The sequence below is a fragment of the Staphylococcus cornubiensis genome (assembly GCF_900183575.1).
In the GTDB taxonomy this organism is placed as follows: Bacteria; Bacillota; Bacilli; order Staphylococcales; family Staphylococcaceae; genus Staphylococcus; species Staphylococcus cornubiensis.
This window is the reverse complement of sequence record NZ_FXUZ01000001.1, coordinates 131,182-157,370: the sequence shown is the minus strand read 5'-3', so window position 1 is coordinate 157,370 and position 26,189 is coordinate 131,182. Positions and strand designations below refer to the sequence as shown.

Annotated in this window: 28 protein-coding genes; 10 read left to right on the top strand and 18 right to left on the bottom strand. The window is 37.0% G+C overall.

Translation table 11 applies throughout. The features are described 5' to 3' along the window. Positions 1 to 88: 88 nt before the first annotated feature. Positions 89 to 502 (top strand): universal stress protein, encoded by a 414-nt coding sequence (locus CCE82_RS00900; RefSeq protein WP_086427561.1) that lies wholly within the window; start codon positions 89 to 91, stop codon positions 500 to 502. A gap of 857 nt (positions 503 to 1,359) precedes the next feature. Here the strand turns inward: CCE82_RS00900 and CCE82_RS00895 are convergent. Further along, positions 1,360 to 2,049 carry a metal-dependent hydrolase gene (locus CCE82_RS00895; protein WP_086427560.1) on the bottom strand — a complete coding sequence of 230 codons (690 nt, stop codon included), beginning with the start codon at positions 2,047 to 2,049 and terminating at the stop codon, positions 1,360 to 1,362. A 253-nt stretch (positions 2,050 to 2,302) separates the two neighbouring features. Here CCE82_RS00895 and CCE82_RS00890 point away from each other — a divergent pair, with 253 nt between their 5' ends. Next, positions 2,303 to 3,358 (top strand): M24 family metallopeptidase, encoded by a 1,056-nt coding sequence (locus tag CCE82_RS00890; RefSeq protein ID WP_086427559.1) that lies wholly within the window; start codon positions 2,303 to 2,305, stop codon positions 3,356 to 3,358. Next, positions 3,355 to 3,990, top strand: coding sequence for a copper homeostasis protein CutC (locus tag CCE82_RS00885; protein ID WP_086427558.1), 636 nt, complete (start codon positions 3,355 to 3,357; stop codon positions 3,988 to 3,990). Before CCE82_RS00890 ends, CCE82_RS00885 begins: the two co-directional genes overlap by 4 nt. A 77-nt stretch (positions 3,991 to 4,067) precedes the next feature. On the opposite strand, the gene ald is transcribed toward CCE82_RS00885, so the two are convergent. Then, positions 4,068 to 5,192, bottom strand: a complete 1,125-nt coding sequence (gene ald, locus CCE82_RS00880) for an alanine dehydrogenase (RefSeq protein WP_086427557.1) — start codon at positions 5,190 to 5,192, stop codon at positions 4,068 to 4,070. Positions 5,193 to 5,339: 147 nt separating this feature from the next. Here ald and CCE82_RS00875 point away from each other — a divergent pair, with 147 nt between their 5' ends. Further along, positions 5,340 to 5,843: a universal stress protein gene (locus CCE82_RS00875; RefSeq protein ID WP_086427556.1), complete on the top strand. Its 504-nt coding sequence runs from the start codon at positions 5,340 to 5,342 to the stop codon at positions 5,841 to 5,843. Positions 5,844 to 6,165: 322 nt separating this feature from the next. Here the strand turns inward: CCE82_RS00875 and CCE82_RS00870 are convergent, their stop codons facing one another. The 9 genes from CCE82_RS00870 to ezrA all read right to left on the bottom strand — a co-directional run bounded on the left by CCE82_RS00870 (position 6,166) and on the right by ezrA (position 15,969). After that, complete coding sequence (locus CCE82_RS00870; protein WP_086427555.1) at positions 6,166 to 7,368, bottom strand: acetate kinase; 1,203 nt, start codon at positions 7,366 to 7,368, stop codon at positions 6,166 to 6,168. An 80-nt stretch (positions 7,369 to 7,448) separates the two neighbouring features. After that, a complete protein-coding gene (locus CCE82_RS00865) occupies positions 7,449 to 8,396 on the bottom strand; it encodes a class I SAM-dependent methyltransferase (protein ID WP_086427554.1) in 948 nt (315 codons plus the stop codon). A 192-nt stretch (positions 8,397 to 8,588) separates the two neighbouring features. Further along, positions 8,589 to 9,083 carry a thiol peroxidase gene (gene tpx, locus CCE82_RS00860; RefSeq protein WP_086427553.1) on the bottom strand — a complete coding sequence of 165 codons (495 nt, stop codon included), beginning with the start codon at positions 9,081 to 9,083 and terminating at the stop codon, positions 8,589 to 8,591. Positions 9,084 to 9,146: 63 nt separating this feature from the next. Further along, the gene (locus CCE82_RS00855) at positions 9,147 to 9,731 is read right to left on the bottom strand and encodes an RDD family protein (protein ID WP_086427552.1); all 585 of its coding nucleotides are present in this window, start codon (positions 9,729 to 9,731) and stop codon (positions 9,147 to 9,149) included. A 9-nt stretch (positions 9,732 to 9,740) separates the two neighbouring features. Continuing rightward, positions 9,741 to 10,733 carry a signal peptide peptidase SppA gene (gene sppA, locus CCE82_RS00850; protein WP_086427551.1) on the bottom strand — a complete coding sequence of 331 codons (993 nt, stop codon included), beginning with the start codon at positions 10,731 to 10,733 and terminating at the stop codon, positions 9,741 to 9,743. 126 nt (positions 10,734 to 10,859) lie between these two features. Continuing rightward, positions 10,860 to 11,633 carry a TSUP family transporter gene (locus tag CCE82_RS00845; protein WP_086427550.1) on the bottom strand — a complete coding sequence of 258 codons (774 nt, stop codon included), beginning with the start codon at positions 11,631 to 11,633 and terminating at the stop codon, positions 10,860 to 10,862. A gap of 14 nt (positions 11,634 to 11,647) precedes the next feature. Continuing rightward, positions 11,648 to 12,868: a tRNA uracil 4-sulfurtransferase ThiI gene (gene thiI, locus CCE82_RS00840; RefSeq protein WP_086427549.1), complete on the bottom strand. Its 1,221-nt coding sequence runs from the start codon at positions 12,866 to 12,868 to the stop codon at positions 11,648 to 11,650. After that, complete coding sequence (locus CCE82_RS00835) at positions 12,865 to 14,001, bottom strand: cysteine desulfurase family protein (protein ID WP_086427548.1); 1,137 nt, start codon at positions 13,999 to 14,001, stop codon at positions 12,865 to 12,867. Before CCE82_RS00835 ends, thiI begins: the two co-directional genes overlap by 4 nt. Before the next feature lie 267 nt (positions 14,002 to 14,268). Continuing rightward, positions 14,269 to 15,969: a septation ring formation regulator EzrA gene (gene ezrA / locus CCE82_RS00830; RefSeq protein WP_086427959.1), complete on the bottom strand. Its 1,701-nt coding sequence runs from the start codon at positions 15,967 to 15,969 to the stop codon at positions 14,269 to 14,271. Positions 15,970 to 16,151: 182 nt separating this feature from the next. Here ezrA and CCE82_RS00825 point away from each other — a divergent pair, with 182 nt between their 5' ends. Further along, positions 16,152 to 16,607 carry a GAF domain-containing protein gene (locus CCE82_RS00825; RefSeq protein ID WP_086427547.1) on the top strand — a complete coding sequence of 152 codons (456 nt, stop codon included), beginning with the start codon at positions 16,152 to 16,154 and terminating at the stop codon, positions 16,605 to 16,607. Positions 16,608 to 16,841: 234 nt separating this feature from the next. Beyond that, on the top strand, positions 16,842 to 17,444 hold the full coding sequence (rpsD, locus tag CCE82_RS00820) for a 30S ribosomal protein S4 (protein ID WP_086427546.1): 603 nt from the start codon (positions 16,842 to 16,844) through the stop codon (positions 17,442 to 17,444). A 126-nt stretch (positions 17,445 to 17,570) separates the two neighbouring features. Here rpsD and CCE82_RS00815 read toward each other — a convergent pair whose 3' ends face one another. The 5 genes from CCE82_RS00815 to CCE82_RS00795 form a co-directional block, all read right to left on the bottom strand. Next, positions 17,571 to 17,756 carry a hypothetical protein gene (locus tag CCE82_RS00815; protein WP_086427545.1) on the bottom strand — a complete coding sequence of 62 codons (186 nt, stop codon included), beginning with the start codon at positions 17,754 to 17,756 and terminating at the stop codon, positions 17,571 to 17,573. 184 nt (positions 17,757 to 17,940) lie between these two features. Further along, positions 17,941 to 18,135 (bottom strand): LSM domain protein, encoded by a 195-nt coding sequence (locus CCE82_RS00810; RefSeq protein WP_086427544.1) that lies wholly within the window; start codon positions 18,133 to 18,135, stop codon positions 17,941 to 17,943. Positions 18,136 to 18,312: 177 nt separating this feature from the next. Continuing rightward, complete coding sequence (locus CCE82_RS00805) at positions 18,313 to 18,507, bottom strand: LSM domain protein (RefSeq protein WP_086427543.1); 195 nt, start codon at positions 18,505 to 18,507, stop codon at positions 18,313 to 18,315. Positions 18,508 to 18,683: 176 nt separating this feature from the next. Next, positions 18,684 to 18,878, bottom strand: coding sequence for an LSM domain protein (locus tag CCE82_RS00800; RefSeq protein ID WP_086427542.1), 195 nt, complete (start codon positions 18,876 to 18,878; stop codon positions 18,684 to 18,686). 180 nt (positions 18,879 to 19,058) lie between these two features. Beyond that, positions 19,059 to 19,253, bottom strand: coding sequence for an LSM domain protein (locus CCE82_RS00795; protein ID WP_086427541.1), 195 nt, complete (start codon positions 19,251 to 19,253; stop codon positions 19,059 to 19,061). 453 nt (positions 19,254 to 19,706) lie between these two features. Between CCE82_RS00795 and CCE82_RS00790 the strand changes: the two genes are divergently transcribed. After that, entirely contained in the window at positions 19,707 to 20,660 is a 954-nt protein-coding gene (locus tag CCE82_RS00790) for an ornithine cyclodeaminase family protein (RefSeq protein ID WP_086427540.1), read from the top strand. 52 nt (positions 20,661 to 20,712) lie between these two features. On the opposite strand, the gene CCE82_RS00785 is transcribed toward CCE82_RS00790, so the two are convergent. Continuing rightward, complete coding sequence (locus tag CCE82_RS00785; RefSeq protein ID WP_086427539.1) at positions 20,713 to 21,459, bottom strand: glycerophosphodiester phosphodiesterase; 747 nt, start codon at positions 21,457 to 21,459, stop codon at positions 20,713 to 20,715. Between the two features lie 74 nt (positions 21,460 to 21,533). Here CCE82_RS00785 and CCE82_RS00780 point away from each other — a divergent pair, with 74 nt between their 5' ends. The 3 genes from CCE82_RS00780 (at position 21,534) to serA (ending at position 24,896) form a co-directional block, all read left to right on the top strand. Then, positions 21,534 to 21,992, top strand: coding sequence for an SACOL1771 family peroxiredoxin (locus tag CCE82_RS00780; RefSeq protein ID WP_086427538.1), 459 nt, complete (start codon positions 21,534 to 21,536; stop codon positions 21,990 to 21,992). 161 nt (positions 21,993 to 22,153) lie between these two features. After that, the gene (locus CCE82_RS00770) at positions 22,154 to 23,314 is read left to right on the top strand and encodes a pyridoxal-phosphate-dependent aminotransferase family protein (protein WP_086427536.1); all 1,161 of its coding nucleotides are present in this window, start codon (positions 22,154 to 22,156) and stop codon (positions 23,312 to 23,314) included. After that, positions 23,304 to 24,896 carry a phosphoglycerate dehydrogenase gene (gene serA, locus CCE82_RS00765; protein WP_086427535.1) on the top strand — a complete coding sequence of 531 codons (1,593 nt, stop codon included), beginning with the start codon at positions 23,304 to 23,306 and terminating at the stop codon, positions 24,894 to 24,896. The genes CCE82_RS00770 and serA overlap by 11 nt, the downstream gene beginning before the upstream one ends. 52 nt (positions 24,897 to 24,948) lie before the next feature. Here serA and CCE82_RS00760 read toward each other — a convergent pair whose 3' ends face one another. Continuing rightward, entirely contained in the window at positions 24,949 to 26,073 is a 1,125-nt protein-coding gene (locus CCE82_RS00760; RefSeq protein WP_086427534.1) for an HAD family hydrolase, read from the bottom strand. Positions 26,074 to 26,189: the final 116 nt, after the last annotated feature.

Below are 26,189 nucleotides of genomic sequence, written 5' to 3'. Positions count from 1 at the left end.
ATATTTTAGATAAATAAATCCTTCAAATATGTATTGAATAACATTTACCGATATTTTTGTTACACTAGTTTTAAGGAGGATGATAGAGATGCATCAAAATATTTTACTTGCAGTGGATACAGATTTAAAAAATGCGAAAGCGCTACAAGAAGTTGTTAAAATTTCAGGCGACAGCTCCGTTGTGACTTTGCTCAATATCATCGGAGAACAAGACGTCCAAGCTTCTGTAAAAATGGGGACGCATTATGAGGAACTGAAAAAAATTCGCCATACACAAATGCAGCCGACTCGCGACACATTAGAACAAAATGGTTTGCAATATGAAGAAATTATCGAACGTGGCAATCCAAAAGAAAAAATCGTAAACTATGCGAACAGCGGTAAATACGATATTGTCGTATTAAGTAACCGTAAAGCGGAAGCGGCTAAAAAATTCGTATTAGGTAGCGTAAGCCATAAAGTAGCGAAACGTGCCAAAATCCCTGTACTCATTGTGAAATAAACTCAAATAGCCGACAAAGTAAATCAACTGAGTCGACACGATTTGAATTAGATTCATTTCGATTATAGAAATCGCCATCAATTAAGGAGCTGGGAAACGCAACTGTGTCCCAGCTCCTTCCTATATGTTTTAACAACTCAATACGTTTCAGCCACAAGCATTATGCCATACTTTTGAATTACACGTAAAAAATACACCATAATCCAATCATTGACGTCTATCCATTAAAATTCCTTCAAATAGTAACACCTATCCAAAGGAGCATATTATAGAGTTGTTTTGCAAGTGAAATCTTTTACAACATGATGTATCGATAAAATTTATAAAAAAGATTGTCAGAACGACCCTTCACTTTTTTTAATCGAATGTTTGACTTAAGGTGAGGCGCATGGGCGACACTCCTGAGGCATAGTAAGCGGGGCCCAAATCAGCCACAACTTAGTCCAACCAATTATATGTATCCATTAAAACCCCTTCAATAGTATAACCTAGCCAGAGCAGTACATTATAGAATTGTTTTTGTAAGTGAAATCTTTTAGAACAATTTGTATTGATAAACCGCATATAAAAAAGATTATGAGTACTATTCTTTCCACATTTTAATGAGATTGGCTCATTTGTTTGCAAGTCTGGACGAGACTCTTGAGGGATCAGACGCAGCCGAAAATCCAATTCGGCTTCCAACTCGTGTTCACTTTAATCAAGCCGAATTTAGTTGAGGCAAGTCCCCTAAGAACGCGAGTCCTAGACAGCAACAAATGATGCAAATCCATTATGGTTCAAAGAATAGTACCACAATCTTTCAATTTAACACGCAATATCAATACAGCTGTGTAAAAATAGTCAAAAAGACAATACTAAAGTTCTACAGCTTCACCAGGTTTTACAATTTGAACTTCCCCAACATTCACAAGCTTCTTAAACGCCTCTGGATCTTGTTCAATCAATGGGAACGTATTGTAATGAATTGGCACAGTCACTTTGGGTTGAATCAATTCATTAATCGCATAACTCGCATCTTCAATACCCATCGTAAAATTATCACCAATCGGCACAAAACATACGTCAACAGGATGACGATCAGCAATTAACTTCATATCACTGAATAAACCTGTATCACCTGTATGATAAATCGTTTTACCTTCTAATTCTAAAATGACACCCATTGGCATACCTAAGTACATCGGAATACCATTATCATCTGTTAAGCTTGAGCTATGAAACGCTTGAACAAATTTGACAACACCAAAATCAAATGTCCATTTTCCGCCGATATTCATAGGGTGAACATTTTCGATACCTTGATTTGTTGATAAGTAGTTCGCCATTTCAGCTGAGCCAATCACAGTTGCATTGTTGCGTTTTGCAATTTCAACTGTGTCTCCAAAATGATCTTCGTGACCGTGTGTTAAAATCACATAATCCACTTTTAAGTCCTCAATATTTAAATCTGTTTGTCCATTTCCTGTTATAAAAGGATCAATAATACCTGATTTTCCATTTGCTTCAAAATATACAGTCGATTGACCATGAAAAGATAATTTCATGTCGCATCCTCCTTCATCATGTGTAATGCAGATTCCTAACTTTATATTAACAGGCTCTCAACCATAAATCTAAATATTTCGATTGCCAAGAGTCCCCTAACCTAAAGTCATCTTTCAAGTTTTTTATTTCGAAAAACAAAATAACTTCCGCTATTTTTATACACTTAAAACCTTCTATTCAAACATCTCGTAGCACGCACTTTGCATTCTCAAATTAACTGTCATAAAATGAAGAATTAAAGGAGGCGTTTTTATGTCAAAAATAGAACAACTCGTACAAACGTTAAAAGAACAAGAAGCGAATGCAATGTGGGTGTCAAATCCCATCAACATCTTTTATTTTACAGGCTATAAATCTGACCCCCATGAACGCTTATTTGCATTGCTTGTTCGCGCAGATGGTCAACAAATTTTATTCTGTCCTCAATTGGAAGTAGAAGAAGTCAAGGCCTCTCCATTTAAAGGTGATATCATCGGATACTTAGACACAGAAAATCCTTTCGACAAACACCAAGAAAAGTATGAAAAATTATTGATTGAAGAAAATCATTTAACAGTACAACGTTATTACGCACTTCAAACTGCTTTTTCTGTACAAACTTTTGGCGCAGCTGACCCCGTCATTCGTGCATTGCGAAATGTTAAAACTACGGATGAAATCGAAGCTTTAAGACAGGCGGCGAAATTAGCTGACAAATGTATGGAAATCGGTGTATCGTTCTTAAAAGAAGGTGTCACAGAACGAGAAGTTGTAAATCATATTGAAAATGAAATTAAGAAATATGGTGTCAATGAAATGAGCTTTGACACGATGGTATTATTCGGGGACCATGCAGCAGCACCACATGGTACACCTGGAGACCGACAACTTAAAAATAACGAATATGTGTTGTTTGACTTAGGTGTCATTTACAATCATTACTGCAGCGATATTACGCGAACTGTCGCATTTGGACAACCTGATGAAAAAGCACAAGAGATTTACAATATCGTATTAAAAGCAGAGCAAGAAGCCATTCAACATATCAAACCAGGTGTCACAATTAGTGAACTTGATGATATTGCGAGAGGAATTATTGCAGAAGCAGGATACGGCGAATATTTCCCACACCGTTTAGGACATGGTTTAGGTCTTGAAGCGCATGAATATCAAGATATTTCAAGTACAAACGAAAATCCGCTTGAAGTGGGTATGGTATTGACCATTGAACCTGGTATTTATGTACCAAATGTAGCAGGTGTCCGCATTGAAGATGACATTTTAGTAACTGAAAATGGCTATGAGTCACTGTCAGGTTATCCGAAATGATTAAAGAAGCGGTCGCATCATCTTTAATAGAAGTTGAAGCTAAACTGAAAGCAGGCGCCAATCGAATTGAGCTATGTGAAAATATGGCACAAAGCGGGACAACACCGAGTTATGGTATGGTTAAAATCGCGAGTGAAATGTGCCAAATGTATGGTGCTGAACTGGCTGTCATGATTCGTCCTCGTGGTGGTTCGTTTGTCTATAATTGGTATGAATTTGAATCGATGCAAGCTGATATACGACAACTTAAAACATTGCCGATAGATTATTTTGTATTCGGATGCCTAACAGACGAGGATACGTTACATCATTTTCAAATGCAAACACTCATCCAACGCGCTGCTCCAACACGTGTCGTTTGTCATATGGCCTTTGATCATATTTATCTTGAAGGTCAATCTAAAGCATTACAACAACTGATTGATTTAGGTGTGACACGATTACTGACGCATGGGGGACCTGCACAGTCGAATCTATTTGATAACTTACCACAACTTGCAAAATGGGTGCGACAATCAAAAGGACAAATTGAAATTATGCCAGGTGGCGGCTTGAATTATGAGAATTTAGATGCATTGTTAGAATTATTCCCCTTTCAAGAAGTTCATGGGACACACATCGTAAAAACTTAAGTGCACATATTATCTGAATAGCACACTAAGTAAAAATGTCGAGGTAAACGATGATTCGCTTATCTCGACACTTTTTATTATTTAGACTCAGTTAATACTTGCGTTACCGGTGTATATTCATAATCAAACGCTTCAGCAACAGCTTTGTTTGTAACATAACCATTGAATACATTCAAACCGTGTGAAAGTGGTACGTTTTCTGTTAATGCACGTTGGTACCCTTTATTCGCAATTTGTAATGCATAAGGTAATGTCGCATTATTTAAACCAATTGTTGACGTACGCGGCACTGCGCCTGGCATGTTCGCAACGGCATAATGTACGACACCGTGTTTAATATATGTTGGATCATCGTGTGTAGAAATTTTATCTGTTGTTTCGAAAATACCGCCTTGGTCAATCGCGATATCTACAATAACAGAACCTGCTTTCATGTTTTTAATCATGTCTTCTGTCACTAATTTCGGTGCTTTTGCCCCCGGAATTAATACCGCGCCAATGACAAGGTCACTTTCTACAACATGTGATTCAATGTTTAATGGGTTTGACATAATCGTCTGCACACGTCCATCAAAGAGATCCTCAAGTTCTTGTAAACGTTTAGGATTCACATCAAGAATTGTCACATCTGCGCCAAGACCTAAAGCAATACGTGCTGCATTTGTTCCTGCTTGTCCCCCACCAATGATAGTGACTTTACCTTTTTGGACACCTGGAATACCACCAAGTAAAATACCCATGCCACCATTAAAACGTTGTAAAAACTGTGCACCAATTTGTGTAGACATACGTCCTGCAACTTCGCTCATTGGTGTAAGTAGCGGTAACGAACGATCACCAAGTTGTACCGTTTCATACGCAATCGCCACCACTTTTTTGTCAATTAACGCTTTTGTTAATTCAGGTTCATTTGCCAAGTGAAGATATGTGAATAAAATAAGTCCCTCTCTAAAGTATCCATATTCTTCTTTCAATGGCTCTTTAACTTTCATAACCATGTCGACATTCCAAACATCATCCTGACGCGTAACGATGTTTGCACCGGCTTGAACGTAATCAGCGTCTTCGAAATAAGAGCCCTCACCTGCTTTAGTTTCGACTAACACCTCATGTCCAGCTTCTACGAGTGCATGCACACCACTTGGTGATAAGCCTACACGGTTTTCATTATTTTTTATCTCTTTCGGAATTCCAATTCTCATACTCCTTGCACCTCCAGAACTAATCATAACGCATACAATATGTAAGCGCAATCATAACAATTTTTGTATTTTTAGTTCATATAAATTTCACTTAAATTGAGAGATGATATGATATAATAAAAGTGAAATAAGAAAGGGGTTTTAGCTATGTATATGTACAAAAATATTTTAATTGCTGTTGATGGTTCTCATGAAGCTGAGTGGGCATTTAACAAAGCAGTTGCTGTTGCAAAACGTAACGATGCTAAACTGATTATTGTAAATGTCATCGATTCAAGAACTTATACATCTTTTGAAGTTTACGATTCACACTTCACTGAAAAGTCTAAATCATTTGCAGAAAAATTGTTAGATGGATACCGTCAAGTGGCGCTAGACGAAGGCATTCAAAATGTTGAAACACGTTTAGAATTCGGATCACCTAAGTCTGTACTTCCAAAACTTGCTAGTGATGAAAATACAGAAGTTGACCTTGTGATGTGTGGTACTTCAGGTCTGAATGCGGTAGAACGATTTATCGTAGGTTCTGTATCTGAAGCGATTGTACGTCATTCAGCATGTGATGTATTAGTTGTACGTACTGAGCAAATTCCAGAAAACTTTGAACCGAAAGTAGCAACAGATGAACTACTTAAAGATTACAGTATTTAATTAAACCCTGTACCAAACATTTGATTAGAAATGGGACATAAAGCGTTTCGATGCTATCTATTCACGCTTATATTCCGACTATTTGATAGTCAATTATGAATAATAAGCCCATTAGTAGTAAATAGAAGCTACGAAAACTTAATGAAATGCCCCCTCATGAATGACAAAGAGGCTTGGAAATTCGTTTCCGAGTCTCTTTTGTTTTACATATATAATGACTATGATCACATTAAAACCGACTCATAATAAAAAACAGTACGAGACACGGATGTGCCGCACCTCATACTGTCTTTTTTATATCGAAATTTTATATTGACTCTAATTATCCTTCTAAGTTCCCGAAAGTCATGACATCACGTGCAATCATAACCTCTTCATTTGTAGGGATAACTAATACTTTTACAGGTGAATGTGGGTAGTTTAATTCAGCTTCTTTACCGCGTAAGCCTTCATTTTTACGTGGATCCCAGTAAACGCCCATAAATTCTAATCCTTCTAATACACGTGCACGAACTGCGTCTGAGTTTTCACCCACACCTGCAGTAAAGATAATCACGTCTACACCATGCATACGTGTCGCATATGAACCCATATATTTATGGATACGTGAAGCAAACACTTCTAATGCTAACTCTGCACGTTCTTCTCCTTCTTTTGCATCTTCTTCAATATCACGTAAGTCTGAAGAAGTTCCGGTGATACCTAATAAACCAGATTCTTTATTTAAAATATTAAGTACCTCATCAGCTGTTTTACCCGTTTTTTCCATAATGAATGGAATTAAAGCTGGGTCGATGTTACCTGAACGCGTTCCCATTGTAACACCCGCTAATGGTGTGAAGCCCATTGAAGTATCGATTGATTTACCACCGTCGATCGCAGCGATTGAAGCCCCGTTACCGATATGACATGAAATGATGCGTAATTCTTCAAGTGGTTTACCTAAAATTTCAGCTGCACGTTGAGACACATACTTATGGCTTGTACCGTGGAAACCGTATTTGCGGATACCATATTCTTTATAGTATTCGTAAGGTAAGCTATATAAATATGCTGATTCAGGCATTGTTTGATGGAATGATGTATCAAATACAGCAACGTGTGGAATTTCAGGAAGCAATTTTCTAAATGCTTGAATACCCATTAAGTTAGCTGGATTATGAAGTGGTGCTAAGTCTGTCAATTTTTCAATATCTTTAACCACTTCATCTGTAACTAATGCAGATTCTGGGAAAACTTCGCCCCCATGTACGACACGGTGACCTGTACCATCGATTTCGTTAATATCTTTAATCACACCATGTTTTTGTAAACTGTCCAACATCATGTTAACAGCTTGTTCGTGATCTTTAATATCTTCTACTTCTTTAATTTTTTCGCCATCTACTTCAATTGTGAAGATTGAATCTTTTAATCCGATACGTTCTACTAAACCTTTAGTGATTAATTTTTCTTCTGGCATTTCGATTAATTGAAACTTTAATGATGAACTACCAGCGTTAATCGCCAAAATTAACTTTGACATGTCAACGGCCTCCAATATATTTATATTTTATACACATCTATTTAACCATTAATACAGTTTGATTTCAAGAGTGTAACAGCCTAATTTTTAGGTTGATTTTGTGACAACCACGTTCTTAATTCAGACAAAAATTGTTGGAAGTTTTGTGGGTTTTTAAAATCTGGAATATTTGCTAACAAAACTTCTACAGGCTTTGTTACATGCTGTTCTTTACGTTGCAAAATAAGAATTGATTTTTGGGCGCGTTCACTTTTAAATAATGTTTTAGGTAAATTAAGAAACGCTTGCATTTCTGTTTCTGTTGCAATAAAATTTTCTAACTGTTTTACATAGTCACCTTCAAAAAGTTGGCTTGGCACCACAAGAAAAACGTATCCAGATGGCTTCACCGCTTCAATTGCTTGCTCAATGAATAAATGATGTGCAAAACTGTGTCCCTCATCAAAACCTAACTGTAACTGTTCGCTACGGGCATCGTTCGGGTAATAACCAATCGGCAAATCTCCAATAACCACTTCAGCTCCGTCAAAAGGGAGTGGCATAATTGCGTCTTGAGGATAAACATCAAATGGTATTTCTAAAAAGTTAGCAAGATGGACACTTACTCTAGAAAGCACTGGGTCGACCTCAACTAAATGATGCATAATCGTAAAGTCCGCCATCACCTCATGAACAGTCGCACTTAAATGCCCTGTACCGCTCCCTAAATCCGCAATATGCAATGCTTCTGTACCTTCTTTAAATTGAGAAACTAAAAACCCTAGAATGAGGCCTATAGAATCGGGTGTAATTTGATGATTCGCTTGAACTTCTTCTTTTTGCAGTTGATTTAAGTATGCAAATTGAAATGCTTTTCTTCTATCTTGAAGTGTCGCTTGTTCTAGTAAATCACGTTCAGATGTGTAAAGTTGCTCCATCGCTAATCCTAAATTTTCAATAAAGCTTTGCCCATTTTCTTCGTTTAATTTTTGAGTTCTTTCATCGAGTTGATGAAACAATTTCTCCATAATAGAGACGCTTTCAGTCATTCTTCATCGTCCTTTCATAAAAATAAGGGAGTTATTCAGAAGCACACGTAAAAGGTGCGTCTTCTGAATCTCCCTTTGTTAACTTCAATAGCAATTTTACTAAAACAACATTGTCGTAGAGCTGATACGTTTCAGGTAGAAAAAGTATCCCGACATATCGAATCTCCACTTAACTTGGTCATTCATAATCCATTAAATGTTGCGATAAGCTTCAAGTGCTGCTTCAAAGTTAGGGAAATCCGTACCCTCTGGTACAATCTCTTTATATACCACTTTATTATTTTCGTCTAATACAAATACAGAACGTGCTAATAATTGTAAACCGTCCATAATGACACCATAGTTTTCACCAAATGAACGACTTTGATAATCACTCAATGTAATCACATTGTCTAATCCACTTGATGCACACCATCTTTGTTGCGCAAATGGTAAGTCTACTGAAATCGTTAATACGTACCCGTTTTCAGCACTCGCTTCTTCATTGAATTTACGTGTTTGTTGATCACATACACCTGTGTCAAGAGATGGGACAACGTTGATTAACTTTTTCTTACCATCATAATTTGCAAGTGTCACAGGTTGTAAACTATTGTCTACTACTGTGAAGTCTGGTGCTTGATCCCCAACGTTAACTTCTTTACCTAATAATTCAACTGGGTTTTGTTTAAATGTAATTTGTGCCATCAATAGTGCCTCCCTTAATCATATTATTTTACTATTATATCGCGTTAATGCCATGTAATCACGTCATACACCTTCAGTTTCTTTAATATAATGAAGGTATTTATTTTTAACAACGACCGTATCCGCAAAGTAATCGTGTACGCCGATATGTTTTGGTGTGAAAAGTACTGCTAAATATGGCAAGCCAAAAAATACATTGGAAATAATACGGCCAATCCATTCTCTAAACAATACATCAGACCAGTTCAATGAGGTAAAATCACGTCGAAATACTTTAATGCCTAAAATCATTTTACCGACTGTCTGTTGAAAATATTTCGTCATTAAAACAAAGTAAGCGAAATATATCAATGCATCTAGCAAGTGTCCGACACTGAATTGATTAATCCATAACTTCCACTCGTCAATACCAGTCAGTGCATAAATTGGATTTAAAACAATTTGTGTGAATCCCCATAAAATCGCAAGGTCGATAATATAACTGAAAAATCGTCTTCCGAACCCAGCATAGAAAAACCCATCGAGTTCATAACGGTGCTTTTCTAATGTTCGTGTTGCACGTTCCTCGGAATCATTCCCATGCATCGTTTGTGATATTTCTGGGCGAGGTTGAGACGGATTATAGTTATATTCATTAGAACGTTGCATCTCAATCACCTACCCTTCATATTTATACATTGGTCGTGTTTGTGATTCATTATTAATAATTGATTTAACACCTTTCAAATCTGCACGTAAATTATTAATGAATGATTTCATACCTAGGAAACTCGTTAAACTACTCTCTTCAGGATCGAAAGTAACAATTTCTGGGTTGTCAACTTTAATCGCTTTCTTCAAATCTTTTAATGTTTTATCTTTATAACCGATGTCGTCAATTAAACCATTGCTTTTCGCTTGTTGAGCACTGTAGATACGACCATCCGCTAATTCACGCACTTTTGATTCTGACATGTGACGTCCTTCTTTAACGACATTCACAAATTGATCAAAACTATCCTTATTAATTGATTGTAAGATTTCTCTTTCTTCATCTGTCATTTTTCGTGAGCTGCTCAAAATATCTTTATGTGCTCCTGATTTAATTGTATTCGTTTTAATACCTAAGTTGTCTAACAGCTCTGAATAATCTTTTGACTCAGAGATGACACCGATAGAACCTGTCAACGATTGCGGACCCGCATAAATTTTATCAGCAGGCGCTGAAATGTAATAACCACCTGACGCAGCTAAGTTTTCCATTTGCACGTAAATCTTTTTACCTGACTTTTTAACTTCTTTTATTTTTTGATAAAACTCATCACTTTCATATGTACCGCCACCTGGACTATTCACATCAAGGAGTACGCCTTTAATAGAATCATCATTTTTAATTGTTTCAAGTTGTTTTAAAGCAGCTTGGTGATTATAACCAGCGCCACCACCGAACAAACCACCACTTGCACCTGTATCAATAATCTCTCCTTGTACGACGATTTCGGCTATTCTTTTACTGCTATCACCTTCTTCAAGCACAGTACTTGTTGCTTCATCAGTGATATTAAAATCTCCACTCATAAAAGATGATACAACTGATGTCATGGCACTCATCAAAATACCGCCAAGCACGATAACGCATGCTAATATAATCGCTATGATCCTTTTTGACATAATCAACTTCCTTTCAATTGTTTTTTCAAATTTATCATAACAAAAAAATATAGTCTTTAGGTCAAATAACTATAAGAAATCATATGAATTTTAAAATCGATTCATTTCGGTCACTATCAGTCGTCATTAATACGCGGCAATATAGTCCCACACATTTTTCAAAATCAAAACAATTGTAACAACAACAAACAAAATTCTGACATAACCGACACCCTTTTTAAGTGCAAATAACGCGCCAGTATATGAGCCAGCAATCATACTTGCACCCATGATTAAACCATAAACGTAATCGACGCGGCCTAAATAAATAAACAATAGCAATGCACCGAGATTAGAAGCAAAGTTCAATACTTTCGCATTTCCTGCAGCACTTAAAAAATCAAAGCCGAGTAATAAAAATACGAAAAGCAAAAAGGATCCTGTACCACCGCCAAGAAAGCCATCATAAAAGCCAATAATAACAATGAGGCAAGTAAATAAAATCAATTTGTATAAAGGTAAAGTCGTATATGTACGAATACTTCCCCAATCTTTTTTCAATAACGTATAGATGAGCACCAATGACAAAATCACTATCACCAGTGGCTTTAATAGTTCTGCAGGCAAATAAACTGCCACAATTGCACCTAAAATCGAAGCAATAAAAGACAAAGGGAACAGCTTGAAAACAATTGGTAGATCCACTTTACCCGAACGAATAAAGCGAATCGCACTCGTCAATGATCCGAATGCGCTCGCTAATTTATTTGTTCCTAACGCAGCAGCTGGAGGCATCCCAATCGCGAGAAGTGCAGGTATAGAGATTAATCCACCGCCACCAACAACAGCGTCAATGAATGCCGCTAAAAACCCTAAACCAATGATCATTAAAATTAGTGTCCCATCCCATTCTAAAATCATTGTTTATCCCCCTTTTAGAACAAGTCATCATCCCATTCATTTTGTTCATCTTGATGGATTTGATAGTTTTTATCTATTACAATCGTTTCAATATTGTCTACTGCTCTATCAATCATCTCTTCAAAATCAAAACCTGATTCATATTGCAATACTTTTTCAAATTGCGGCTCAGTCACTGGGTTTTTCGGCGTGAAAATCGTACAACAATCTTCGTAAGGTTGAATAGATGTTTCAAACGTGCCAATAGCTTTCGCCTTTTTAACAATCTCTTCTTTATCTAATGACAACAATGGACGTAAAATCGGCGTGTTCGTTACAGCGTTGATGGCATACATACTTTTCAAAGTTTGACTGGCCACTTGTCCTAAATTTTCACCGTTCACAATGGCGTCAGCTCCAATTTGATGCACGACTTTATCCGCAATTCTTAACATCATACGACGTGTTGAAGTCATCGTATAGCGTTCATGCACCACTTTATGAATTTGCTTTTGAACTTCTGTAAAAGGAACGATATGCAAACGAATTGAACCGACTCTTTCAGCCATAATTCGTGTCAATTCAATCACTTTTTCTTTTGCTTTTTCGCTTGTAAATGGCGGACTATGGAAATGAATCGCTTCAATTGTCACACCACGACGCATTACTTCCATCCCTGCAACGGGTGAATCAATACCGCCTGACAACATTAATAGCGTCTTACCTCCCGTACCGACAGGTAAGCCACCAATTGCTGGAATGATGCGGTCATACATATAAATTGCATCGAGACGTACTTCAACTTTGATTTCATGATCGGGTTGACGTACATCCACGTGTAGTGATTTATTACTTTTAAGCACTTCTCCACCGACCATACGTTGAATCGCAAATGTTTCGTATTCAAAGTTTTTGTCTGAACGTTTGACTTCAATTTTAAAACTATCACCCGCTTCATAATCTTGAGCAAACAACCTCGCGTGTTCATACACCGCTTCCATTGATTTTTCTAATTTTAAAACCGGGCTAATCGAATGTACACCGAACACTTTAGAAATGCGTGTCATCATTTCTTCAATATCTGCTTCTGGTGTTAATTGAATATACATACGGTCACGATTGGCTTTCACTTCATACCCTTTTAATGGCATGAGTGCACGTTTTACATTTGAACGTAACTGACTCACAAATGTCTTACGATTGCCACCCTTTAATGTCAATTCTCCATAACGAACTAAAATATGGTCATAAATCATTTTTCTAACAACTCCTCAACTTCTCTATATACTTGATGAAACGCTGCTTTAAACGTCTCAATATCTTTCATCGTCGTATGTCGATCGAATGACAACCGAATACTACCTAAAATGCGCGACACTGAAATATTCATCGATTTTAATACTTCATTCACATTGGAATGTTTGGATGAACATGCACTCGTCGTCGAAATCATAATCCCTTGTTTTGAAAAGGCATTCACTAACACTTCGCCACGGACACCAGGAAAAGCTAAATTCAAAATATGTGGAGATGCGTCAACTGGCGAATTGATGACGACACCCGGATAATCTTCAATCATCTCACGTAATGCAGCAGTCACTTCCGATAGCGTTTGCATTAAAGCATGACGATGATCTTCAGCTAAACGAATCGCTTTCGCTAATGCCACATCACTAGCGACATTCACTGTTCCACTGCGTAAACCAAACTCTTGACCGCCACCTTGAATCGTCGGATAGATTTGATGCAAGTTTTTTAAAATGAGCAAGCCTTGCCCTTTCAAACCATTGAATTTATGCCCGCTTAAAGATAAACTGTCAATGCCTGTCATTTGAATAGGAAATTTCCCCAATGCTTGAACGGCATCGACATGAAAATGCACTTTTGGATAAGGTTTTAAGCACGCCACAATCTCTTCAATTGGTTGAATTTGTCCCATAATATTATTGACTTGCATACATGTCACTAATATCACATCATTCGATAACAGTGATTTTAAATGTTCAATATCTATACGCCCTTCAGCTGTGACGTTAACATACTTTAATATGAAACCCTCACGTTCTAATTCGCGCATTACCTCTAATACAGATGGGTGTTCAAGTACGGATGTCAAAATGGTGCGTCCAAAATGTTTTTTCTGATGCGCTGCCCCTTTTAAAGCCATATTATTGGATTCTGTTGCCCCGCTCGTAAAAATCAATGTTTCATCATTTAATTTCAAAGTCGTTTTGATTTGGTCTCTTGCATTTTGTAGCAAACGTTCGACTTCTTGCCCTTTTTCATGTGGACTATTCGGGTTATAATAAAACTTTTCATTCACTTTCATAAAACTCGATAACACGGATGCATCGGGTTTCGTCGTCGCTGCGTTATCAAAATATAACATGTGCAGACTTCCTCTCTTTAAATATCATTTTACATTGTACTACAAGTCGTGACGTTGATGTCATATCCATTCGATATTTTCTAAAATTTTATTATTCCGGTCAACTTTTCGGATTGTATTTATCCCATTCATCTACCGTTTATGGAATGCGCGAACAGCAAAGCAACAATCAACCACGACGCAATATATATAAATAAAAAGTGCACCTACCATAACTATGAAAGCTACGATAGATGCACGATGTATCTCGATATTTGATTTAAACCATTAAGCTTGTTCTTCTAATACTTCTCGTTCAATATGTTGCGCGATACCAGGCTCAAGTTGTTCCAGCGCTTGTTCTGAAATTTCACTTGAACGTTTGTAACGGTTATTTTTAAATAATCGTTCTGCCTCGTTCAAGCTCTTATCTAAATCATGGTTGTCTTTTCGATAACGGTTACCATATTGAATGAGACGTTCAGCGTACACCGCATTAATGAGCACGTCATTGGCTTCATCTTCAAATTTGTTCATTTGAAGGACGACTTTGTTCACTTTATCTTTCAATTGCTGCACATTGATTGGTCGTTCACTGAAACGTTTGTTCACGTCACGTACTTCATAGTCGATTTCATTTTTCAAAATAATGAAACGTTCTGGCACACTTGTTAAGTTTGAAGCGAGTAAACGACGATAAATTTCTTCTTTTTTACTTTGGACACGTAAAATATGTTCTTCTGCCTCTGCTTCATCTTCTCTTAATGAAACGAGATGATTTTGTAATTTTTCTTGTTTCGCATTGATGACTTCAACATGATCTTCAATATATTTTAAGTTATCTTGAACTTCACTATAGCGCACAGATGATTTTGCCATTTCAGATAAAATTTCATCATATACCGAAATTAAATTTTGTATTTCGTTTTCAAACTGACGAACGCTCTGAACATCGCTTTCATTGATGTAGTAATTTTCACGAACATATTCAATTTCAGTTTGTAGTGTGTAATTCATATCTTTAGCATGGAATAAATCATTCGTAATACGCTCTTTAGACTCTTCTACCGCGTTTTTCGACTTCACTTCATGCTCGATTAAATCGTACATATCATCGAGGCGATCGTTAATTTGCGCCAATTTATCATTTGCTTCATCTAATTCAAGACGGCTAATCATTGGCTCAACGAAACTCAACTCTGTCTTCAAGTCTTGTAATGTACTGTCGACTTTCACATGATCTAAATCATAGCCTTCAACTTTCAAATCACGTACGCCATATTTTAAGTCTTGGAATTGACCTGGAAGTTCTTTTTGTGCTTCGCGAATTAAATCAGGAATTTCACTCATATCCTCTTTTAAATAAGCGATATCTTGATCTAAACCCTGAATATGTGTGTGCGCCTCTTGATAGTTACCTTCAGCTTTTAAAGACTCATACACTTCGAATTCTGGTTCAAAGCCTTCAATTTCTTTTTCTAGTAAACTCGCAGCCTCTCCATACTGATGACGGTTTGCAAGGACATCACGCTTCAATTTACGGTGTTCATCTTTACTTCTTTCATAAATTTCGTCGCTCTGTTGATGCATATCATAAACTTCATCCGCCTTGCTAATGAGTTCTTGATGTTTCGCTTCGTACTGATCCATTAACGCATGTGCATCATTAATGTCAGTTTGAGCTAATGAAAACTTGAATTTATCTAGATTCATTTCTGCTTCATGGATTTTTTCATCAACAGGTGCTAAATAGTTATTCGTTGTGTCCGTCCATGATTGGTTCAGTGCATCGTATTGATTTTTTGTTTCACCAGATAAGTGCAACGTTTTCAATTTCTCCAAACTTTCATCATATGACAATGCATTCAATTTTTCTCTTCTCTCTTCAGCAGATTGAATAATCGACCTTTTGTTTGATCGCATGTAGAATAAAACACCGATTGCAATCAAAATAACTATGATAATCGCTAGTATAATATATAATGCCATGTCCACTCGTCTCCTCCTAAATACATAAAACTATTATAACGTAATTTAAGGATGCATTAAAATAAAATCTTAAAATTAATTGCAGTTTTTTGCAGTTTATACAAAATATCTCAGAAAATTGCGTCGCATTCAAGAGTTAGCTTATAATATGGAATAAAATGACAAGAAAGTGAGTGAACTGAATGACAGAATCAACAGACTATCATCTCTTATCCCGTCAACTCGATGCAATGTTAGATGGTGAGACAGATTTAATTGCGAATTTAAGTAATGCATCTGCGTTATTAAATGAAAACTTAGCACAAATTAATTGGGTAGGCTTTTATTTAATGAAAGACGGGGCATTGATTTTAGGGCCTTTCCAAGGTAAACCAGCATGTGTGCATATCGAAGTCGGCAAAGGTGTTTGTGGCACAGCAGTTGCAGAAAATCAAACCCAACGTGTCGCAGATGTACATGCTTTTCCTGGACATATTGCTTGTGATGCGAACAGTCAATCTGAAATCGTCATTCCAATTCATAAAAACGGTGAAGTGATTGGTGTTTTAGATATTGACGCTCCTATTCCTTCACGTTTTTCAGAAGTAGACGAAGCAGGATTGGAAGATGTTGTGAAAGTTTTAGAAGCACATCTTTAAGTAGCCATTTTAAATTTTGTTTGACTTTTGTATATATCATGATACAATAACCTTTGTGTGAATAAACGAAAATAGCAGTTGAATATTGATAGGCGCTATGATGTTCCCAAAGCGGACGTGCCGTGTAACCGGAGCTATGAGGCGAGGACACATAAAACATTATATCCTATTGAGCATTCAACACTCTTTTTTGTTTTTTCATAACAACAAAAAAGAAAAAGGAGGAGTCACATTATGGCTCGATTCAGAGGTTCAAGCTGGAAAAAATCTCGTCGTTTAGGTATCTCATTATCAGGTACTGGTAAAGAATTAGACAAACGTCCTTACGCACCAGGACAACACGGTCCAACTCAACGTAAAAAATTATCTGAGTACGGATTACAATTACGCGAAAAACAAAAATTACGTTACTTATACGGTATGACTGAACGTCAATTCCGTAACACTTTCGAAACTGCTGGTAAACAAGGCGGTGTTCATGGTGAAAACTTCATGATCTTACTTGCTAGCCGTTTAGACGCTGTTGTTTACGCTTTAGGTTTAGCGCGTACACGTCGTCAAGCACGTCAATTAGTAGGTCACGGTCACGTAGAAGTTGACGGTAAACGTGTTGACATTCCATCATACACATTAAAACCAGGTCAAGTAATTACTGTTCGTGAAAAATCACGTAAATTAGCAATCATCGAAGAATCAGTAGAAATCAACAATTTCGTTCCTGATTACTTAAACTTCGATGCTGATAGCTTAACAGGTACTTTCGTTCGCCTTCCAGAACGTAGCGAATTACCAGCTGAAATCAATGAACAATTAATCGTTGAGTACTACTCACGTTAATCTATCATTTTTCGAACACCAAGTATATTTATGCTTGGTGTTTTTTGCGTTCAAAAACGGTTTAAAATGACGTCTAGTAAAAAACATACCCTCTTTTGGCAAGGCATCTCCATTATTTTTTCTTCTTTACAGGTCTAACCCCTCATTCACACGATCATTCACTAATTTAAGTTGCGCTTCAGTCAACTGTTCCGTATCTTTCGTTTCCTCAGCTGATTCGCTATTTTCCACAGTATTATCTGTTTCCGTATTTGCTTCAGTACCCGCATCATTAAAAAACTGTAAGCTTAACTTTAACCATTGTTCTTTCATATTTCGCACCTCATTTAAATCTACTCTTGCAAGTTTTATGTCATTGCATGGGTGTGGACGACACTTGCATCTTTTAACGCCATAAGCACGGTTTGGGCAATAAAAAAAGCCACTGCAGCACAGTCGCTTAAAATTGAGTATAAAAAGAGCACCTGGATGAATGATTTACCGTTTCATCAGGCGCTTAATCTAAAACTTCAATCGATTTTATTTCGCTTTCTCTAAATTCATACAAAACTAACATACCATCATCTAAATATATGCAATCTTCTCGGCTGTCATTAGCTACTTCATCATATCCGAACACACTGCCATTAAATTCTTTACCATTCTTCAATACTACACGTACGCTTTTGTCTACGTAAATCCATAATTTCATCGCTTATCCTCCTTCCCGTTTGGTATAACATGAGTTCTAGTTTTTGAGTAGTGCACCTTTATTACGTTGCTATAAATCATCTGTCAATGTATAATTTACCAATCATTCCTGTAAAATCAATGACTTATTGTTTCTACATTGCCCTGCTGCATTAGTGATTAAATAAACTTAGACTACTTATTCTAAAATTTCAATTGATTTAATTTGACTTTCTTCAATATCATATATTTGATGTTCAGTAGATAAATGTATAGAATCTTCTCCACTATCATTGGCCACTTCATCCTCGTAATTTGTAACTTCTCCTATGAATTGTTGACCATCAGTAGTTTTCACCAAAACTTTTTCCCCTACGTAAGTCCATAATTTCATCGCTTACCTTTCTCCTCTCTAGGAACAACGTGAGTACCAGTTTTTAAGTAGTGTACCGTCCCCTACGTTTCTATAAATTCACTTTCTCTATAGTCTTTTCCGATAATTTCAGCAAAAGTAAAATACTTTGTTTCTCAATTTTTTGTGTTGCGAGTGATTCAATGACTTTTAAGTGGTTAATCAATAATTTCAATCGATTTTATTTCGCTTTCATCGATATCATATAATGAATTGCCATATTCAAAGTGGATAGAGTCTTCTCCGCTTTCGTTATCCATTTCGTCATCATAGTTTGTAACTTTTCCTGTTAATCGCTGACCGTCAATAAATTCTATTGATACTTTTTTGCCAACATAAGTCCACAACTTCATCCTTTATCTTCCTTTCCATTTAGTAATAACATGCGTTCTGATTTTTCAATAGTACAACTTTACCTATTACGTTTCAATATATCGTCTCTCAATGTAAAATCTACCAATCATTTCACCAAAAACATTGCTTTTTGTTTCTCAATTTTTTGTGTTGCAAGTGATTCAATGACTTTTAAGTGCTTAATCTAAAATTTCGATTGATTTAATTTGGCTTTCATCGAATTCGTATATTTGTTTTCCGGTATCTAGATAAATAGAATCTTCTCCGCTATTATTAGCTATTTCATCGTCATAATCATCAGCCTTACCGATGAATTGTTGGCCATTCTTCAATTCTATTCGTACATTTTTTCCTACATAAGTCCATAGTTTCATTTCTTATTCACCTCAATTTTCGAGACAACCATTTTCGATTTTTTAGCTTAATTTCTTCATGTTCTTTTATGGTTTTTTCGACAATTATCACTATTTCAGTGATGCGTTATCTTATGTGGCGTTACATCACATAGCCTAAAACCTAATTGTATCATATATCTACAGAAATCCATTTTCAATAAAATTTCAAACATATTCAAACGCTTCCCTACTTTAACGATTAACGCTTTCAAAATCTGTGTCATTTGTATAAAACGAAAAGCATTCTTCTATTGAGAATGAATACTAAAACAAGTGAGAAAGTTCTTCACATAAGTATTTTGAGAATCTCATCCAACTTAAAATAAAGTAACGATAAAAACTTCATCTCCCATTTGAAACGTCCTCTTTTTACATCATGTCCTATTTCCACTATACTGTTAATTAACTTAACAAAGGAGGCATGCACGATTTATGAAAGTTTTTAATGAAGAAACAGTGAAAAATACTTATAAAATGTCTGATGCGATCAATGACATTGAACAATTATTTACAGATATGGATGGCATTAGTCTCGCTCAACGAACAGTGATTCCAACGGGTGAAGGCGCAAAATCGATGCTCTATATGCCTTGTGTACATACAGGTCGACAACTGGGGATTGTCAAAATTACTTCGATTACGCCAGATAATCCGCAAAATGGCCGTCCAACAACACAAGGTAATATTATTGTGACTGACCTTGAAACTGGTGAACATGTCGCAAGTATGGATGGTAGTTATTTAACACGTCTACGTACAGGCGCGCTTAGTGGGATTGCGACAAAATATTTGAGTCGTGAGAATGCTACGACTTTAGGTATGATTGGTACAGGGGGGATGGCGTATGAACAACTCCTTGCAAATATTGAAGTACGTCACATTGATCATGTCATTCTCTATAACCGTACAACAGCTAAAGCAGAAGATTTTAAAACGCGTATTACTGAGGCGTTTCCAAATCTCACTGTTGAAGTAGTGGATGATGTTAATAAGCTTGTCGAACAAGCAGACATTATCAACTGTCAAACACAATCGTCTGAACCCGTATTTGATGCGGACACAATTCAACCTGGTACACATATTAATGGTATCGGTTCATACAGACCTGATATGAAAGAAATCGACAATCGTATTTTACCGAAAGCTGATAAAGTGTATTTTGATGATATTGAAGGCGTCAAAGAAGAAGCTGGAGAAATCATTGAAGCGAACGAGAAAGGTATTTTTAAATTTGAAGACGTTGATGGTGATTTAAAAGCATTGTCACTCAATGGTAAACTTCAACGCACAGACGATGACAGTATTACCGTGTTCAAATGTGTCGGTGCAGCATATTTCGATCTTGCAGTCGCATTAGGTGCATATGAACGCTTAATCCAACAATAACAATTCAAGGGCAACACTTCTCCTTATTACGGGATGTGTCGCCCTTTTTATATTACAATTTAAACAACTGATTCGGCGCATCTGAAATGAGACCATCTACACCTAAGTCGATGAGTCGTTTGGCATCTTTCACATCGTTCACTGTATACGGCATCACTTTTAGTCTGTGTTCACGCGCCCGCTTCATCCATTTTTTATTTATCAATTTGAAGTTAGGATTCGCATAATCCGCGTACGTTGCAATTTGCTCGAATGGTGGTTGTTTAAAGCGATATTGACGTAGACTCAGCAAAACACCTAGTCGTATATATGGAGCCATTTGATACAGCTTTTGGACACTTTGTTGATCGAATGATTGTAAAATAATCCGATTAAAAGGAAAGTCATGTTGCTTAATCGTCGCAATGACCGCTTCTTCTATTCCAGGATATTGCTTAGGCTTTTTAATTTCGATGAGTAGTGTTTTCGAATAATTTTTCGCTAACGTCAGCACCTCATCAAATGTCATGATTGCTTCGGGCTGACAACCTTCTTTCCAACTCCCAAAATCAAATGTACGTAATTCATCTAGAGTAAAATCGCGAATGGCACCAGAATGATTGGACGTGCGATCTATCGTATCGTCATGAATGGAGACGAGCACTTGATCTTTTGTCATATGTAAATCTATTTCTAGCATATCAATATGTCTTCCTAACGCAGCACGATAAGCAGTACGTGTATTTTCAGGATATATTTTTGAAAAACCTCGATGGGCAATAATTTGAAAATTTTTCGACGGTTTGGTCAATTTGGTCATAAGAGTCTCCCTTTCAATTCTATCTTGTTTCTACTACACTTAACTTAACATATATGATGAAGGAGTGAAGTATTTTGATTGAACACCAATTTCCAGTACAAGTTACCTGGCATGGAGGTCGCAATGAAGTCGGGCAAGTGCAAGGCGATGTCATTCAACATGCGGTATCGATTCCGGCTTCTCTAGGCGGTGTTGGAACGGGTACCAATCCAGATGAACTGCTCGTGAGTGCCGCAGCGAGTTGTATCACTATTGCTTTAGCGGCAACTTTAGAGCGCGCTCATTTAACACCTGTACAAATAACAATGAACAGTTATGGTGAAGCACAATTGGATCAACAACGTTTTAAAATGAATCGCATCATTCATCAACCTGAAATTCATGTTAAGGATGCCACATCAAAAGCAAAATTAGAAAAACGATTAACCCAACTGCTTGAGATTGCTGACCGAAATTGCATGGTTTCTAACAGTTTGAGAGGTAATGTGACAATCGAACTTCATCCTACCATTATTGTAGCCACTGAAGATTAATTCCAAACCATTCCGAGTGAAGTCGTTTTTGCTCGGTATGGTGTTTTAAGTTGCTTATTTCTTAAAATCCAATCATTATTTACAGAATTTTCACATCTTCCACCTATTAATATTTCTGAAAATTTGGTAAAATGTAAAAATATTACTGAAGGAGGTTCTCTATGTATACCCATCATTCTTTACTATTAACACCTGGTCCTACCCCTATCCCTCAGCATATCCAATCGGCAATGAATTTACCCATGGTGGGGCATCGTTCAGCTGACTTTGAACAAATTGCTGAAACAGCATTTCGTACATTAAAACCCATTTTCGGCAGTCAACATAATGTCATCATCTTAACATCAAGCGGTACAAGTGCATTAGAAGCAAGTATGGTGAATATTGTGAACCCTGAAGACCATATTGTCGTCATTGTATCAGGCGCATTTGGCAATCGTTTCAAACAAATTGCTGAAACCTATTATGAGAATGTGCATGTGTTTCAAGTCGCATGGGGTCAAGCTTTTGATGTGAATGAAGTCATGACATTCATTGAAAGCCTCAACACACCGATTACTGCAGTATTTAGTCAATATTGCGAAACATCAACCGCGGTCCTTCACCCAGTTGCTGAACTTGGTCATGCTCTTAAAAAATGGGATGATCAAATTTATTTTGTCGTTGATGGTGTGAGTTGTATCGGTGCTGTAGATGTGAACCTTGAACGTGATGACATCGATGTGCTCGTATCAGGCAGTCAAAAAGCGCTGATGCTCCCTCCTGGTATTGCATTTGTCGCTTACAACAATCGCGCATTGACACGTTTCAAATCAGTGCGCACACCGCGATTTTATTTAGATTTAGCAAAACATCACGCTTCATTAGAGGCACATTCAACGCCATATACACCTAACGTATCCACTTTTAGAGGTGTCGTTGAATATGGCCATATGGTTGAAGAAGAAGGGTTCGAACATGTCATCCAACGTCACTATCTGATTAGGGATGCTGTACGTACGGCATTACAACGATTAGATTTAGATTTACTCGTTGATGATACATACGCTTCCCCTACTGTGACAGCATTTATACCGAAAGATGAAGCTGAATTAAAACATATTAAAAATACATTGAAGTCTCAATTTAATATTACGATTGCTGGGGGACAAGGCAAATTGAAAGGACACATTTTACGTGTCGGTCACATGGGATTTATCTCGCCTTTTGACTTATTACCATTTGTCGCAGCACTCGAAGTCATTCTTACTCAGTATCGTCAACAAAGTTATATCGGTACTGGCACAAAAGCATTTTTGGAGGTTGTTCATCATGAGTTATAAAGTTTTAGTCGCGGATCCCATTTCAGTGGAAGGTTTAAAAAGCCTCAACGACGATGCTGATTTTGAAGTCGTCCATCAAACAGGATTATCTGAAGCAGCGTTAATCGAAGCCATTCAGGACTATGATGCATTAATCGTTCGCAGTCAAACGACAGTGACGGCTGATATTTTAAAAGCCGGCCAAAAGTTAAAAGTCGTTGCACGTGCGGGTGTCGGTGTCGATAACATTGATACTGAAACAGCAACCAAAGAAGGTATCATCGTCATCAATGCACCTGATGGGAATACCATTTCTGCCACAGAGCATTCTGTCGCAATGATTTTAAGTATGGCACGAAATATTCCACAAGCCCACGCTTCACTCAGTAACGGGGAATGGGATCGTAAAACATTTAGAGGGACTGAATTATATCAAAAAACGCTTGGTGTTATTGGTACAGGGCGTATTGGTACGGGCGTTGCGAAACGTTTACAAAGCTTTGGGATGCGTGTTTTAGCTTATGACCCTTATTTAAGCGAAGAAAAAGCGAAAGAGTTAGAATTTACAAGAGCGACTGTGGATGAAATTGCACAACAAGCAGATTTCGTGACTGTCCATACACCGCTTACTGAAAAAACGAAAGGCATCGTGAACGCAGACTTTTTCAATCAAGCGAAACCAACCTTGCAAATTATTAACGTTGCACGTGGTGGCATTATTGACGAAACCGCCTTAATCGACGCTTTGGATCAAAATAAAATAGCTGGTGCTGCATTAGATGTATTTGAAAATGAGCCCGCGATCAATTCACCAGTAATGAAACATCCAAAAATTATTGTTACGCCGCACTTAGGCGCATCGACGCTTGAAGCACAAGAAAAAGTTGCAGTATCTGTTGCACAAGAAATTATTGACATTATCAAACATGAAAATGTCGCCAATGCGGTCAATGCGCCAAGTGGTGTATTCAATGAAGATGAAGAATTAAAACCTTTTGTTGATTTAGCTAAAACAACTGGTAAAGTCGGTATACAACTCCTACCTAAAGCACCACGTACGCTTAAAATTACATATGCGGGTGACATTGCATTAGATGATACGAGTTTAATTACACGAACGCTCGTTAAAGGTGTGCTCGAACAAGATATGGGGGATCACGTGAACCTCATCAATGCGCTTGTATTGTTAAATGAACAAAACGTAACGTATACGATTGAAAAAACAAAAAAGAAAAAAGGATTCAGTAACTATATTGAATTGGAACTGATCAATAAAGGCGATGTCGTGAAAATTGGAGCAACTGTATTAAATGGCTTCGGTCCACGTATTGTGCGTATTAATGATTATCCTGTAGACTTTAAGCCTGAACATTATCAACTGGTCATTCATCACTTTGACCGTCCAGGCATCGTCGGTAAAACAGGTCAGATTTTAGGTGAACACGGTGTTAATATTGCTTCAATGCATTTAGGACGTTCACAAATTGGCGGCGATGCGATGATGATCTTATCTATCGACCATCCTATTAATGAAACAGTGCGTGAAGCCTTGTTAGAAATAGACGGTTTCCAAAGTGTGTTACAAGTCACATTAGATGCATAAAGATAAGCAGAGGCTGGGACATTAAACTTATCCCAGCCTCGTTTCCTTATTTTTATAATAAGATTTCTCGTATATCTAGTACATTATCAACGAGTATTTCTGCACCGTGGTCTCGTAATTCTTTTTCAGCTGACTTCCCTTTTAAACCAGTCAATGTTCCGATAAATTGCGCATTGACTGTTTGTGCACTGAATAAATCAGCAAGTGAGTCTCCTACAATTGTCACTTTTTCTTGATCCATTCGGTTTTCTTGATTTGTAGCGTATACATAATAGTCTTGTTTTTGGTTGCCATTGAATGCTGCAATGTAACTAAATGGATTCGGTTTTCCTAATGGCTTTAACTCTGGATAACGTGATTCGACCTCTAATACTTCACTCGCGGAAACGATATGTGCATCGTCAAAATGTGATAATAAATCGAGCGTTTCAAATGGAACAATCGTTTCTGTTCGTGGTCGCCCGGTCGCAATTGCAAGTTGGTAACCAGCCGATTTTAAATCATCTAGCAACTGCTTTATTTCATCAATAGGTGCCAATGCTATTTCATGATAGATGTATCCACGCTTATAATCTGTCTTCGCTTTTTTCTTTTCGACCTCTTCATAGAGTGTTGTCCCTAAATACCATTCTTGATAAATTTCTTGTGATAACTGCCATAACGGGCTACCCATATCAAAAAGTTTTACCTCTCCCACTTCAAGTTCCGTCATCGCATAATCTTGTAGTGACTGATAAATTTGTGAACGTCCTTCTGTCGCATTTTCAATGAACTTGAGCGGTTGCTCATGTTGGATATACATATTCGAAACTTGTTGACCCACTTTACGTAAAGTTTCCTCATCAAACTGTGAAACATTTAAATAATTTAAGCGTTCATCGTGACTTAACTGCTTTAAACATTCAATAAAATGCACTGAAAATACTACAAATAACATATCCCAATTTGAATTAATCCCCATTGATTTCAAACGATTTAAAGTCACGTCATTGTTAAATAATGTCGCACGAATGTCAGAAATTTGTTCGTCCGTCAACTGCGCTAAATTCAAATGTGACTTTAACCCCAAATAGTCTGAACTGTATAGTAGCTCATAGACTGTTAAAGCTGAAACATCAAAACAACGTGATTCATCCAAAAACACGCCGTCTACATCAAAAAGTATCGCTTTCGTCATACCTAGACCCTCCATTGCAGAAAATTCAGATAAAATCATTATAACATGGATTACTTAAGATGCCTAAACACGATTTTACACACTACCGCAAATAAAATAATAAAATATTTAAATAT